Raw genomic sequence first — 12,931 nt, 5'->3', positions numbered from 1 at the left:
CACCGGTTCTGCTGAGGCTGTTACCGCCCCTGAGCTCCGGGTGATGTATGGGCTTGCCCATCCCAACAGTGAGAGGAACACTTGATGTTGCATCAAGTTATCAATATTGTCTCTCACATGGCAACCAGGCAGCACACCCCCGAAACCCCTCGAAGTTCCACTCCAACCGACCCCGGCTCCCAAGCCACCGCCGGGAGGCCGACCCCCACCTGCAGGAAGGTGATCTCCTATGGGGGCGGAGTGCAATCAACAGCTCTGCTCGTACTAGCGGCACGCGGAGAGATTGACTACAGGACCTTCCTGTTCGCCAACGTGGGCGACGACAGCGAGCACCCAGCAACGCTCTCCTACGTGCGGGAGATCGCCATTCCCTACGCCGCCGAGGCCGGAATCGAGATCCAAGAACTCACACGGCACCGCCGCGACGGATCAACCGAGACGCTCATGCAGCGTCTGAACCAGCCGAATACAAGGTCGATCCCCATCCCGGTACGCATGGCCAACGGCGCACCCGGTCGACGCAACTGCACCGCGGACTTCAAGATCAAGGTCATCGGGCGGTGGCTGCGGGAACACGGGGCGACGGCGGAAACCCCAGCGACTGTGGGCATCGGCATCTCACTCGATGAGATCCATCGAGCCAACCGTCGACACAAGGAGCCCTACGAGGAGATCGAGTACCCCTTGCTCGACCTCAAGCTCCGCCGAGACGACTGCGAGAAGATCATCGCTGACGCGGGCCTGCCTGTTCCACCTAAGAGTTCGTGCTTTTTCTGCCCGTTCAAGACAGTCGGATCGTGGCGTCAGCAGCGCCTGGAAGAACCTGAGCTGTTCGCCAAGTCCGTGCGCCTCGAGAGGGTCATTAACGAACGTCGGCGCTGGCTCGGCCGTGACGAAGTCTTCCTGAGTAGGTACGGGCGTCCTCTTGATGAGGCCATCGTTGTGGCCGATCCACAGGTTGTGGATGATGGAGCTGCGGCCTGTGACTCGGGGTGGTGCATGACATGAGTGGGCTTGGGCTCCGGAAACGCCCGTGGTCGTTCCTGAGTGACTCGCCTTTTAGCGCTTGGCAGTATCCGACTGGCCCAAGGCGTCCCCCGCTGCCGCACCGACCAGCCCCGAAGACCCAGCCGGTGCCGTATGCGATGCTGAGCATCGTGCCCGTCGAGCCGAACGTTCCCTATTCGACCATTAGGCGATGACCCAGGCCAGCTCTGGCCCTCATCTGAGGCGTAGCACCGCCAGGTACTTGGGCCCCTGCTCGTGGATGGTTTCCCGCTGCCACGGCGAGGGACGGATGAGACGTTCGAGTTCGTGCGGGGCAAGCAGCAGGTAGTCGAACCATTCGGTGGCCAAGGCCCCGGCCCGGACCCGCATGCGTATCTGGCCGGGCATCCGCCCCCGGGCCCTGTTGCGGTCCTGGTAGGCGGTGTGCTCGGGGTCGCTACCAGCAGGGTCCATGCCGGTGCCGAGCAGGAGGGCGCCGGGGCGGGCCAGCGCCGCCAGCTGACGCAACACCTCCGGGGCCGCCTGCTCGCCTTGGAGGAGCCCGAGGTTGTTGCCCAGCAGCAGAAAAGTATCGAAGGTGCCGATTCCTTCGGGCGGGTGGGCGATGGAGCCGAGCTCGGCGGCGACCCCGCGCTGGCGGGCCACCGCCACAGCACCAGGGGACGGGTCAAGTCCCAACACGTCCTTGCCCTGCTGTTGGAGGGCCAGGGCATGGCGTCCAGCCCCCGTACCCACGTCCAGGATGCGTCCTTGGGCCAGCGCTACCGCCCTCTGGTCGAGTTCGGACAGATCCTCGGCGGGGGTGAAGTAACGGGTGGCGTCGGCAGCGCTGATGTAGCCGTCATCGCGTTCGGTGATCTCGCAAGCGGCGCCGGCCGCCCAGCAACGTTGGAGCGTGCGCCCGAACGCGTCACCGATCCGAGGCTCAGGGGTGGTGTGTTCCATACCGGGTGAGCCTTGCAGCTCTTCGGGCGCGGTGCAGCTGGTTTCTTTCGGCCGGGCAGGTCCGGGCGGGAACTCAGGTGCGCGGCTGGTCGCTGGCCGATGGAGCGGGGACGAGCAGCCCCGTGCGGTAAAGGCGCAGCGCCAGGTCCACGACCGTGGCAGCGGCCTGGGAGCGGCTGTAGTCAAGGCTGCGCCTGGTGCGTTGGACCGCTTCGGTCAGCCCGATGGTGGCATGGACCGACTCCATGACGGCCAAGCACTCGTGGTTGAAGTGTCCCGCCTGCCCGGTGCGCTCATCCCCCACCGCCAAACAGCCCAGGCCGTCATCTGTCCAGCGCACGCACTCGGCAATGCCCAACCCGCATTGAAGGCCTTCCGCCGCGGCCAGGTGGTCGATGCCCTGCTCGGGGTGCGCCTGGTGCCAGGTGATCAGCTCCGCGGTGTAGCCCTCGTGCAGGTCCTCATCGCAGGAGCTGGGGCCACTCGTAACCGGGGCACTCGATCCTGGTCTGGTGCAGGTCCGTGATGGGCGTGTGGGAAGCGGCCATGCCTTGACGGTAGTGCTCCAGAGCACTTGTGTGACGTTTTCTCAGAACAGCCCTGGCCGCGGTTCCTGGGGTTCTACGCTGGCTGCGCTCCCTGCTCGTGTGCGCCGCTACGTGCACGCCGTCTTACAGCCCCCAGGAAAGGCCTCATGCCTCCTACAGAAACCACCGCCCGGCATCCCCACGATGTGCTTCGTCAGGCCATGGTGGAGCGTCTGGATCAGCAGCAGATGCTCACCGGCCCGGTCGCTGAGGCGCTGCGTGCTGTGCCCCGGCACGTGTTCGTGCCCCACGCTTCGGTGGAGGAGGCCTACGCCGATCGCACGGTCTCGGTCAAGGACGGCCCGGACGGGGACTCCATCAGCTGCGCCTCACACCCGGCTGTGGTGGCCCGCATGCTCGTCCAGGCGCAGATCGAGCCGGGGATGCGGGTGCTGGAGGTGGGGGCTGGCACGGGCTACAACGCGGGGCTGCTCGCCCACCTGGTCGGCCCCCACGGGCAGGTGGTGAGTATCGACGTCGACCACGACCTGGTCGCCGATGCCCGTACCCACCTGGAGCAGGCCGGGGCAGACCAGGTGCAGGTGCGGTGCGCCGACGGCGCCCTGGGGGCGGAGGATCTGGCGCCGTTCGACCGGATCATCGCCACCGTGGGCGTCCACCACCTGCCGATCGCCTGGTTGGAACAGCTCGCCCCCGGCGGGGTGCTGGTCGTGCCGATGCGGGTGGTCGGGGACGTGGGCTATGCGCTGGCGCTGCGCGGCCACCAGGAGCACTGGGTGTGCACCAGTGCTGAGCTGTGCAGTTTCATGCCGTTGCGCGAGGGGATCGGGGACGACTCGCGCCGGCTGGTGGATGTGTCCGGTGATGATGGGGTGCGGTTGCAGGTCAACCGGGAACAGGACATCGCCGACGCCCAGGTGGAGGGGGTGCTGGCCGAGCCCGAACAGACGGTGTGGACCGGGGTGTACTTCGGTGGCATGGAGTCGATGGACGGCATGTGGTTGTGGCTGGCGCTGCACCTGGACTCCACGCTCTCGCGGTTGATGTTCAGCCGTAAGGAGGAAGCCCGGCACGGGTTGGCGCGCGGTCTGGGGTGGGGGGCCATGGCCAGTGTGCCGGACGGCGAGCGCGGGCTGGCCTACCTCACCCACCGGGTCCTGGAGCCTGAGGGCGAGCAGGGGCCGCGTACGGAGATCGGGGTGGTCGGGCACGCCCCGGCCGGGCAGGCCCTGGCCCGCCGCGTGTGCGAGCTGATCAACGCCTGGGAGCCTCACCGCCAGTCCAGGCCCTCCTATGCCGTGTACCGCACTGGAGCCCAGACGCCCGCCCCCGGCCCGGGGGTCATCGTGCTGGACCGGGGCCCGGTCCAGCTGGTCCTGACCTGGGACCTGTAGCCGCTTTGACCGCAACCACTCCGGTAGGAAGAGGATGTATGTCCACGTGGAGGATCGGCTCCAGGGCCAGCCGTTTGGCCCAGACCATGGTGGCCGAAGTCCTGGACCACCTGAGCACCGCTCACCCGGAGCACGCCTGGGTGCGGCGCACCATCATGAGCGCGGGAGATCAGGACCGTACCAGCAGTCTGCGTGACCTGGCCTCCTCCGGGGCCGGGGTGTTCGCCGGTGCCGTCGAACAAGCCCTGCTGGACGGGGAGATCGACGTGGCCGTCCACTCCCTCAAGGACCTGCCTACCGCCACCACCCCGGGGACGGTGGTCGCCGCGATCCCGCGCCGCCACGAGGTGCGCGATGCCCTGTGCGGCACCACCCTGGGAGCGCTCGCCCCCGGACACCGGGTGGGCACCGGCGCGCCCCGCCGGGTGGGCCAGCTCCATCACGCCTGTCCCGGTGCGGTGGCGGTCCCGATCCGCGGCAACGTCCCCCCGCGGCTGCGGCAGATGCGCGAGCGGGGCTTGGCCGGGGTGGTGCTGGCCGCAGCCGGGCTACACCGGCTGGGTCTGCAGGAGAGCATCACTGAGTACCTGGACCCCACCTGCTGGCCACCTTCGCCTGCTCAGGGGGCGATCGCTGTGCAGGTGCGCACCGCCGACACCGCGTTGGCGCGGGTGGTGGCCGCGGTGCACGACGAGGAGGCAGCGGCCACCACACGGGCCGAACGTGCGCTCATGAAGATCCTCGGGGGCGGCTGTCACGTGCCCATCGGCGCCTATGCCACCACCCGTGAGGGGCGAGTGCACCTGCTCGCCCAGGTCACCTCAACCGACGGTTCCACCACCATCCGCGCCGAGGCTGCCGGCAGCGCCGAGCATCCGGAAGAGGTGGGTGAGTACGCGGCCCAGCAGCTCCGGGAGAAGGGGGTGGAAGCCGTCCTGGCCTCCAGTGCCTGAAGCACAGGGCGCTGACAGCTGCCGTATCCGACGGCGAGGGTGGCGGGGGCCGTTCGAGCGGCATGAAAAAGGGGTCAACGGGGAAATCACTGTTCTGGCTGGAGTCCCGCCGCAGCGCAAGAACCCGGCCGCCCCCTCCCCTTCCACGAACGGACAGACTCCATGTGCTCCACCCCTGCCACCCGTAGTCCATCAGCGCAAAGGCACCGATGATCTTGGCTGGGTTGCCTGCGAACCTCGCCGACTGGATTACCTCTCGCTTCGGTCCCGTGCACCTGGTCGCCGATGTGTCCTGGCCTCGGGACGACTCTCGAGTCTGGCGTGTGGCTACCGGCACGCAAACGCTCTACGTCAAGCTCAGCCCCGATCCTGCTGACCATACGCGGGAGCGTGCGGGTCTGGCCTTCGCTGCCCAGGCCCTGGATCCCCTCCAAGCACCGCGGGTGCTGGCCGCCGACGAGTCCTTGTTGGCTCTGGCGACCTCCCCTGTACCCGGGTCCATCGTGCGAGGGCTGGAGCTGACCGTCGGTGAGGAGCAGCGTGTCCATGCCCGCGCGGGCGCACTCCTGCGCCGTTGGCATGAGCGCTCGCCCCGGGCCACGAGCGGCGATCACGCGAGCATCTGTACCTCGATCACCCGGCAGGCTGGCGAAGCCGACCAGATCCTGCCCCTGATCGCGAAAGCCACCACCGCCGCCCAGCAGGCTCTGGTCAGGGATGCGGCTCTGGAACTGCCGCGGTGCGCTCCCGCAACGCCCGTGGTCTATCGCCACGGCGACTACGCCACCCGAAACTGGCTCTGGGACCCCCACCACGGGTTCGGGATCATCGACTTCGCCAAGGCGGCCCCAGGGCTGCTGGTGGAGGAGCTCGTCTGGCTGCAGGGGGCGAGGTGGTTGGAACGCCCCGACCTGCGGCGGGCGTTCTTCGACGGCTACGGACGTGAGCTGTCGCAGGCCGAGGAGCGCGCTCTGCAGCTCCTGACCGTGCGCCTGGCCGCTTCCTACCTGGCCACCGGCCTCACCCAAGGTGATTCGGCACTGGTCGAACGTGGCCACCAAGGGCTGGAGCGGTTGGAACGAGCCCACACATGAGGACCGCCGCCTGCGACAGCACGGCCCTGAGAAGGGTCTTCGCCCATTCGCCCGTCGACCTTCGTGCTCTGCTGGTAGCGTCCGTGCTCCCGCCCCCCTCTTCGACGAAGGTGCCTTGCATGAAACCGCTTCCCCCCGGCCCGCTCAACCTGGCCCAGATCCAGGAGTACGTGGCGAAGATGGAGCTGGAGCGAGGGTTCGCCAACAGCACGACGGTCGATCAGGCCCTGAAGCTCGCCGAGGAGACCGGGGAGGTGTGCAAAGCGGTGCGCAAGTGCGCTTCGCTCCGTATGGACCCCAACAGCACGGTCGGGGAACTCGGTGCGGAACTGGCCGACGTGCTGATCTATGTCGCGGCGATCGCGAACCGGGAAGGCCTCGACTTGAGCCAGGCCCTGCGGGACAAAGAGCTCGTGAACGAAAAACGCACCTGGTGTTAACCACTCTGCCCCAGCAGCAACTCCACCAGGGCCTGCCGCCGATGGTTCTCGGTTCCCCTACCGATGACCCCGTCTATGAGCATGTCGTGCGCTCGCACGTTCGCGAGACAGCCCAGACCCTGCAGGCGTGAACCTCTCACCCGGGCCCCGAACCTCTTCCCTTCGGAGTAGGTCCCCGAGATATGGAGTTCGGGAAAGTGACTGTGCGCCAGGACGCTGGTGGTTACGCTGTCCCCGACCTACCCCGGGTACATGAGGAGCCCTGATGGACCAACCGTCGCCCAAGGCCTGCGACTCTGGCCCGGTGCCGGTGGTGATGAGCCTGGATCCCCCGTGGTACGAGCTGATGTGGACCGGAAAGAAAACCTTCGAGTTCCGGCGCCGCTTTCTCACCGGATCCCCGGCGCAGTGGTTCGTGTACCTGACCGCGCCGGAGCATCGGCTGTGTGCGGTGATCGACCTGGACGCAGCGATCCAGGACACCCCTGAACGGATCGCGCAGATCGCCGAGCGGATGCAGGCCGGCAGCGGCGCCACCGTGCAGCCCTACCTGGCCCGGAAGGGCCGTTCAGTGGGGTACGCGATGCCGATCCGGCGCGTACGCCAGTACACGGGGTTCGCAGCAGCCGAGTTGGAGCGGGTACTCGGCGATGTCTGTCCCCCGCAGGGATACGTCCGCCTCGACCAGCACCCCGGGTGGCGGTCGGTGTGCGACAAGCTGCTGGCCACCCCGTTGGAGTGCGAAACCACGATCAGCCCCGCGGCCACGCCCTGACCACTTCCTCGGCCTCATGTTCGACTAGGGCCGCACGTTGGAGGCCTGGCGGCTCACGTCGTCCGTCTCCTGCCCGGGGTGGAAGGTGCTGGGCGATGAACCGTAGACCCGCCTGTTGGCTACCCCCAGAAACCGAGGACATGGATTCCGAGCTCACCGAACTCATCACCCCCTACACCGGGCGCATCACCGACGTGAGCCCTGTTGTCGAGGGCAGTGACTACGCGACCACGGCCGTGGTCACCGGCCAGCAAGGGCGAGTGTTCCTCAAAGCCGTCCCCGATCGTCCTGGAGGTGTGCTGGCCGAGGTGGAGCGTGAGGGGCAGATCAACCCGCACCTGAATGGGCTGGCTCCGCCCTTGCTGTGGCAGGCCCGCGGGGCCGGGTGGTTCGCGCTGGGGTTCGAGGTGATCGAGGGCAGGGCGGCCGAATACGCCCCGGGCTCACCGGACCTGCCCCGCGTGGTGCAGGCGGTGGACCGAATCGCCGCTCTCCCTCTCCCGGAGGTGGCTCGCTCGTGGGTGGAGACCCGTTGGGACCGTGCTCTGCCCGGGGACAAGGTCAAGGTGGTCCGTGGAAGCCATTTGACCCATGCTGACCTGCACCCCCGCAACATCCTCATCGACCGCAACGACCGGATGTGGGTGGTCGACTGGGCATGGCCCACCGTGGCCTCGGCGCTCGTGACACCCACGTGCCTGGCCGTGCAGCTGATCTCCTCGGGCCATGATCCGGCAGATGTGGAAAAACTCCTGGCCGCGTCCACCCTGTGGGAACAGCTCGATCTCGACGCGGTGGCAGTGTTCGCACGGGCCGATGTTCGCATGAACCAGCACTACGCGAAGATTCGCCCCGCACAGGAGTGGCGGACGGCCTTGGCTGACGCCTCTCAGAGGTGGGCCGAACACTGGGCTGCAGAGCCACACACTACAGACGGTTGATCCTGGTTCGCTGTCCTCATCTGGCGCCCGGTCTACACCGGTCAGGTCTTCTCCACCTCTCGTGGTCCGCGGGAGGTGAGCCACGCCCAAGGGCCCAACCCATCGCTCCAGACCGGCACTTCTTCGGGGCGAAAAGAGGCGCCGCTCATCGCCGCTGTGGTGGCTGCTTCCCCGAGTGTGTTGGGCCTTGCTGTTCGTGGCACGGCAGGTCACAGCTCAAAGAGGTGTTGCTGAGTTGGCTGGTTGGCCTTGGCGGTACGCCCGGCGATCGTGACCAACCCCGCGAGGTCGTCGACAACTCCTTCGTGGTCCGCGGCGTCGATGAGGCGCATGAACACCTGGGCGGTGACCTCGACGTCGGCGGCGGCCCGGTGCCGGTCCACGGGGCGGGGAATCGCGAAGTGGGCCAGCAAGGTGTCGAGCCTGTAGTTGTCCAGGCCAGGAACGAGGTGCTTGGCGAGCGGGATGGTGTCGATCAAGTTGATACGGGCCAGGGTCGGGCAGTGCTCGCGCTGGTGGTAGATGAGGTTGGCTTCGGTGGCGGCGTGATGGGCCACCAGCAGATACCGGGTGCCTGTGGTGAAGCGCTGGTCCAGTGCCGACAGCACCTGGGCGGGGGGCGGGGCCGTCGCGAGCTGTTCAGGGGTCAGACCGTTCAGGGCCGTGGTGGCGGCCGTCACCGGAGCGAAGGCTGGCGGGCGAATGAGGGAGCTGCTGCGGCCGGCCTCCCTCCAGCAGCCAGCCTCGTAGCGCAGCGCCAGAGCGGCGACCTCGATGGGTTGAGGTGGGTGGCCTGCGGGGGTGGTCGCCTCGAAGTCCAGGACCACCATCGCGGTCTCCAGGAATGCCGGATTGCTCGCCAAGTTGCCCACACCTGCACCGTTTTCTCTTCCATCAGGTTGGCGTTGGGCCCTTTGATGGAGACCCATGTTCCAGGGGGTGGCTGCCAACGACCATCACTTGGCGGGTATTGATCCGCAGTGGCCCGTCTTCCAGCTTGGCGTGCAGCAGATGCCCGACTTGCTCAAGGGTTGCCTCGAATGGCACATCGGTCTGGTGGGCCCAGGCCCGGTAGGAGGCGTAGTGCGCCAAGATCGGGTCGGGAGTGTCGACTTCGATCACTCCGTCCAGGTCGATCATCGTCACCTTGTTGAAATGAGCGGCCACCGCGGCGGTCGCTGTCTCGGCCGGGAAATGGTCGGAGAGCTTCACCCGTTTGGGCCCGGTGGGATTGCCGAGCACATCCGCAGCAGCCTGCGCCCACCAATCGTCCAGTTCGGTCTTGTCCGCCCGGGAGTTGGTGGAGGCGATCAGGACCCCGTCGGGCTCCAGGACGCGGGCGGCCTCAGCCAGTGCCCGGTCGGGTTCGGTCACGTGGTAGAGCATGTGCATCATCAGTACCACCTGGACACGGCCGGTGCGCAAGGGCAGGTGTGCGGCGTCGGCTCGCAACACCGCTCCGCCTAGTTCGATGAGTAGGTCCGCGGACAGGTCCAGCCCGATCACCTGCACGTCGGGCCGCTGCGCGCGGATGCGGTGGAGGTGGTAGCCGTTCCCGCAGCCGACATCCAGCCACATCCCTGCCCGGTCGCCGATCTGCTCTAGGACCATGCTGGGCAGGTCGTACCGGGGTGTCTGGTGATCGTAAAGGCGTTGGCGTGCGGTGAGAGGCTGGCCGTCGGTGTAGGCGTTGGTGAGTACGGCATGGTCGGTGGAGGCCTGTGGACGGTCGGGGCGGTCATCGCTGCGGTGGTTCATGTGGGTCATCATCACCCGTTGCCGCCCAGGGCGGGAATAGGGGTGCGGACGAACTCGGTCAGCAGATCGCGGGCCCGGCGGACAGAGGCGGCGTGGTTGTCGATCAGGAGCGGGGCCAGGCGGCGGGCTCGGCGGGTGATGCTAGCGGTGCGGTGCCCGGGCGGGACGGCGGTGACGAGCTGAATCTGTTCCAGGGCGCCATCAGCGTCGTGGTCGCGCAGGTGCGCTGTGGCTACATCCAAGCGGGCGGCTAGCAGATCGCCGACGGAGCGGTCCGCGCCTGCGCCGTACAGGGCGATCGCGCGTTCGGCGTGGGCGATGCTGCGCCGCCGATCCGACAGGGAGTCCAGGGCGAGCAGGGCCGTGCTCGCGTAGGTGTGGACCTTTCCGGTGGGAAACCCCAGGACGCCGGGTAGAGCCTCGTGGCCTGCGTGTTCGGTGGCGCCGCCGATGGCGGCCCGGGCGGTGCCCGTGTCCCCCTGGGCGGCGGCTGCGCGGGCGCGCAGGGCATGTAGGCGGGCCAGGTTGCTGTCGGTGACCTGGTGGGTGAGTCCGTTCTCGGCGGCGCGCTGGGCGTCGGCAGGGCGGCGGTCCCAGTAGGCGATGAGGCTGTGCAGGGCCCACACCCAGGCGCGCAGGGCAGGGTCACCGGTCCGGTCGGCTAAGGCCCGGGCGGCCTGGGCGTGGCCGATAGCGGTGGTGTAGGAGCCGGTGTCCATGGCCGCGTGAGCTTGTAACCCCACCAAGCGCGCGGCCGCTGTGTGGGCGCGCTGGGACTGGTCGGGACGGGACAGGCTTCCGAGCAGGGTGAGGGCGTCGCGGCGGCGAGCGCTGATCTGCGGATACAGATCGACTAGTGGGGTGTGCACGTAGATGCGGCACAGGTGGTCGACATCGGTCTCCAGCGTGTCCAGGACCTGGTGCGGGGGGTCCTGGTCCAGCAGGGAACGGACTTGGGCTCGGGTGTGGGCGGCGTCGGCGTCCAGGCGGGCCCGCCACTGCGAACCCGGGCTAGGGGTGCGGGCCTGAATCGTGGAGTCGATTGGGGTAGGCAGAGCGCCCAGACGGTTCAAAGCTCGTACAGCAACGTCGGGCCTGGTTAGACCGCGGCCGTTCAGGGCTCGGGTGATGGTGCTCTGGTCCACACCGCACATGGCGGCCAAGGCCTCATGGGTCAGGTGCGGAGCAGAGTGGTGGAGCAGGTGCAGCACGGTACGGGCGTCTCGGGCACGCACGGCTTTGGTGACGGCGGGGCGGTCCCAGAACCCGGGAGGAACGCACATACAGCGTTCGTCGGTGTCGGCGCACGGTTTCCCGCAATGGCCGCATATCACGCTCATAATCACCCGATGAACAAAAAAGGAGGAATGGGAATTTAGTCGGAATTGGGACCCCTCGGAGAAGCACGATGTTCGATGCATTGCGGCAGCTAAAAGCATGTGAATCGAACATTGCGCATGAAGGGGGAGGCTCCTGGTCACTCGTGCATGGTCATGCGTGGGATTCTCGACCATACTGCGCCAGGCGAGTCCCTACAGGGGTGCCGGGCAAATAGCGGGGCGTCCCGGGTGGGGCGTCCGCGAGACCGATGGGGGAGTTTCATGACCGACACGACCACCACCGACCAGGACGAAGCGAGTTGTCTGCGTACGGAAATGGTGGACCTGCTCACCGGTGACGGGTACCTGACCGACGGGGCGGTGAAGCGGGCGATGCTGGCGGTGCCGCGGCACCGGTTCGCGCCGGAGGCCGATCTGGCAGCCGCGCATGCCCCGTACGACGCGGTGATCACCAAGCACGACGAGCACGGGGTCGCCATCAGTTCGGTGTCAGCGCCGCAGGTACAGGCCATGATGTTGGAGCAGGCCTCCCTTGCCCCCGGGGACCGGGTGCTGGAGATCGGGTCGGGCGGCTACAACGCGGCGTTGATCGCCGAGCTGGTCGGTGAGCACGGGTCGGTGACCACAGTCGACATCGACTCCGATGTCACCGACCGGGCCGAGGAGCTGCTGAAGCACACCGGGTATGACGACCGGGTGCGGGTGGTGTGTGCCGACGCAGCCGACGGTACCCCCGAACACGGCCCCTATGACGCGATCATCGTGACCGTGGGGGCGTGGGACGTGCCGCCGGGGTGGGTGGACAACCTCGCCGAGGGCGGCCGTTTGGTGGTGCCGCTGCGGATGCGCAACGTCACCCAGTCGCTGGCCTTGGTGCGTGAGGGCGACCGGTTGGTCTCCCGCGATGAGCGGATCTGCGGGTTCGTACCCATGCAGGGCTCCGACGGGCACACCGAGACCCAGATCCTGCTGCGCGGGGACACCTCGGCCGTCCTACGGTTCGACGACGAGGCCCCGGCCGACCCGCACGCCCTGGACGGGGTGCTGCTCACCGACCGGGTGGAGGTGTGGACCGGCGTGGCGCTGGCGCCGCGCGAGCTGATCGTGGGCCTGCGCCTGTACCTGGCCTCCACGCTGCCGGGGTTCGGCACCTTGACCGTGGACCCGGACCAGGACTTTGGGCCTCTGGCACCCTCCAACCCCGGGTTCTCCATGGCCGCAGTGAACACGGCCGGGGGTGGGCGCGAGTTCGCCTACCTGCTCACCCGCCGCACGGAACAGGGCGACTTCGAGTACGGGGTGCACGCCTTCGGTCCCGATGCCGCAGCCTTCGCCGACACGGTCGCCGAGCAGGTACGCACCTGGGACCGCGAGCACCGCGGCGGCCCTGGACCGCGTATCGAGTTGCTCCCCGCCTCCACGCCGGTGAGCGACCTTCCCGGCCAGGCTCACATCGCCAAGCGGCACCGGATCCTCACGTTCTCTTGGCCGAAGGCGACCGATGCCGACGGCCAAGTCCCCTCGAACACCAACGAAGGAGAGTAAGGATGAAGACTGCCCCCGTCGAACAGGCTGTTCCGGTCCAGGACGACTTCGCGCTGGATGTGCGGATCACCGTCGCCCGGCACCCGGTCGGCAAGCTGACGTGTACGACCGGCGATGGCTGCGGCAACACGTGCGCGGGCACCGCGTCGGCGTGCAACAGCTACGTCGGCGACCCGGTCTGACCCTTCTG

General features: G+C 67.9%; 14 protein-coding genes. 9 read left to right on the top strand and 5 right to left on the bottom strand.

Features of this window, described 5'->3' with window-relative positions:
- Positions 1–117 precede the first annotated feature (117 nt).
- Positions 118–1,008, top strand: a complete 891-nt coding sequence (locus HNR07_RS29420; RefSeq protein ID WP_221318973.1) for an adenine nucleotide alpha hydrolase family protein — start codon at positions 118–120, stop codon at positions 1,006–1,008.
- Between the two features lie 213 nt (positions 1,009–1,221).
- Here the strand turns inward: HNR07_RS29420 and HNR07_RS29415 are convergent, their stop codons facing one another.
- Positions 1,222–1,953, bottom strand: coding sequence for a class I SAM-dependent methyltransferase (locus HNR07_RS29415; protein WP_184368947.1), 732 nt, complete (start codon positions 1,951–1,953; stop codon positions 1,222–1,224).
- 73 nt (positions 1,954–2,026) lie between these two features.
- A complete protein-coding gene (locus HNR07_RS29410) occupies positions 2,027–2,527 on the bottom strand; it encodes a hypothetical protein (protein WP_184368944.1) in 501 nt (166 codons plus the stop codon).
- Between the two features lie 120 nt (positions 2,528–2,647).
- Between HNR07_RS29410 and fxlM (HNR07_RS29405) the strand changes: the two genes are divergently transcribed.
- From fxlM (HNR07_RS29405) to HNR07_RS29380, 6 genes are all read left to right on the top strand, one after another.
- Positions 2,648–3,895, top strand: coding sequence for a methyltransferase, FxLD system (fxlM, locus tag HNR07_RS29405; protein WP_184368941.1), 1,248 nt, complete (start codon positions 2,648–2,650; stop codon positions 3,893–3,895).
- 38 nt (positions 3,896–3,933) lie between these two features.
- Positions 3,934–4,848, top strand: coding sequence for a hydroxymethylbilane synthase (gene hemC / locus HNR07_RS29400; RefSeq protein ID WP_184368938.1), 915 nt, complete (start codon positions 3,934–3,936; stop codon positions 4,846–4,848).
- Between the two features lie 209 nt (positions 4,849–5,057).
- Positions 5,058–5,942 (top strand): aminoglycoside phosphotransferase family protein, encoded by an 885-nt coding sequence (locus tag HNR07_RS29395; protein ID WP_246420568.1) that lies wholly within the window; start codon positions 5,058–5,060, stop codon positions 5,940–5,942.
- Between the two features lie 119 nt (positions 5,943–6,061).
- A complete protein-coding gene (locus tag HNR07_RS29390; RefSeq protein ID WP_184368933.1) occupies positions 6,062–6,382 on the top strand; it encodes a MazG nucleotide pyrophosphohydrolase domain-containing protein in 321 nt (106 codons plus the stop codon).
- Between the two features lie 265 nt (positions 6,383–6,647).
- On the top strand, positions 6,648–7,157 hold the full coding sequence (locus HNR07_RS29385; protein ID WP_184368930.1) for a hypothetical protein: 510 nt from the start codon (positions 6,648–6,650) through the stop codon (positions 7,155–7,157).
- Between the two features lie 95 nt (positions 7,158–7,252).
- Positions 7,253–8,098, top strand: coding sequence for a protein kinase family protein (locus HNR07_RS29380; RefSeq protein ID WP_184368927.1), 846 nt, complete (start codon positions 7,253–7,255; stop codon positions 8,096–8,098).
- A gap of 209 nt (positions 8,099–8,307) precedes the next feature.
- Here the strand turns inward: HNR07_RS29380 and HNR07_RS29375 are convergent, their stop codons facing one another.
- Genes HNR07_RS29375 through HNR07_RS29365 form a run of 3 tightly spaced genes read right to left on the bottom strand, consistent with a single transcriptional unit; the run spans position 8,308 to position 11,139 of the window.
- The gene (locus HNR07_RS29375; RefSeq protein WP_184368924.1) at positions 8,308–8,970 is read right to left on the bottom strand and encodes a 3'-5' exonuclease; all 663 of its coding nucleotides are present in this window, start codon (positions 8,968–8,970) and stop codon (positions 8,308–8,310) included.
- A 22-nt stretch (positions 8,971–8,992) separates the two neighbouring features.
- Positions 8,993–9,856 carry a class I SAM-dependent methyltransferase gene (locus HNR07_RS29370; RefSeq protein WP_184368920.1) on the bottom strand — a complete coding sequence of 288 codons (864 nt, stop codon included), beginning with the start codon at positions 9,854–9,856 and terminating at the stop codon, positions 8,993–8,995.
- Between the two features lie 11 nt (positions 9,857–9,867).
- Complete coding sequence (locus HNR07_RS29365; protein WP_184368917.1) at positions 9,868–11,139, bottom strand: helix-turn-helix domain-containing protein; 1,272 nt, start codon at positions 11,137–11,139, stop codon at positions 9,868–9,870.
- A gap of 318 nt (positions 11,140–11,457) precedes the next feature.
- Between HNR07_RS29365 and fxlM (HNR07_RS29360) the strand changes: the two genes are divergently transcribed.
- A complete protein-coding gene (gene fxlM / locus HNR07_RS29360) occupies positions 11,458–12,741 on the top strand; it encodes a methyltransferase, FxLD system (RefSeq protein ID WP_184368914.1) in 1,284 nt (427 codons plus the stop codon).
- A gap of 2 nt (positions 12,742–12,743) precedes the next feature.
- Positions 12,744–12,923, top strand: a complete 180-nt coding sequence (locus tag HNR07_RS29355; protein WP_184368911.1) for an FxLD family lanthipeptide — start codon at positions 12,744–12,746, stop codon at positions 12,921–12,923.
- Positions 12,924–12,931 lie beyond the last annotated feature (8 nt).

Source organism: Nocardiopsis metallicus (genome assembly GCF_014201115.1).
Classification (GTDB): Bacteria; Actinomycetota; Actinomycetes; order Streptosporangiales; family Streptosporangiaceae; genus Nocardiopsis; species Nocardiopsis metallicus.
Note: the sequence above shows the minus strand (reverse complement) of the source record. Positions and strands in the feature narration are given on the sequence as shown.

Coding starts and splice junctions, on each gene's coding strand:
- HNR07_RS29420 (WP_221318973.1), top strand. CDS start 118: ATGGCAACCAGGCAGCACACCCCCGAAACCCCTCGAAGTTCCACTCCA.
- HNR07_RS29415 (WP_184368947.1), bottom strand. CDS start 1,953: ATGGAACACACCACCCCTGAGCCTCGGATCGGTGACGCGTTCGGGCGC.
- fxlM (WP_184368941.1), top strand. CDS start 2,648: ATGCCTCCTACAGAAACCACCGCCCGGCATCCCCACGATGTGCTTCGT.
- hemC (WP_184368938.1), top strand. CDS start 3,934: ATGTCCACGTGGAGGATCGGCTCCAGGGCCAGCCGTTTGGCCCAGACC.
- HNR07_RS29395 (WP_246420568.1), top strand. CDS start 5,058: ATGATCTTGGCTGGGTTGCCTGCGAACCTCGCCGACTGGATTACCTCT.
- HNR07_RS29390 (WP_184368933.1), top strand. CDS start 6,062: ATGAAACCGCTTCCCCCCGGCCCGCTCAACCTGGCCCAGATCCAGGAG.
- HNR07_RS29385 (WP_184368930.1), top strand. CDS start 6,648: ATGGACCAACCGTCGCCCAAGGCCTGCGACTCTGGCCCGGTGCCGGTG.
- HNR07_RS29380 (WP_184368927.1), top strand. CDS start 7,253: ATGAACCGTAGACCCGCCTGTTGGCTACCCCCAGAAACCGAGGACATG.
- HNR07_RS29370 (WP_184368920.1), bottom strand. CDS start 9,856: ATGAACCACCGCAGCGATGACCGCCCCGACCGTCCACAGGCCTCCACC.
- HNR07_RS29365 (WP_184368917.1), bottom strand. CDS start 11,139: ATGTGCGTTCCTCCCGGGTTCTGGGACCGCCCCGCCGTCACCAAAGCC.
- fxlM (WP_184368914.1), top strand. CDS start 11,458: ATGACCGACACGACCACCACCGACCAGGACGAAGCGAGTTGTCTGCGT.
- HNR07_RS29355 (WP_184368911.1), top strand. CDS start 12,744: ATGAAGACTGCCCCCGTCGAACAGGCTGTTCCGGTCCAGGACGACTTC.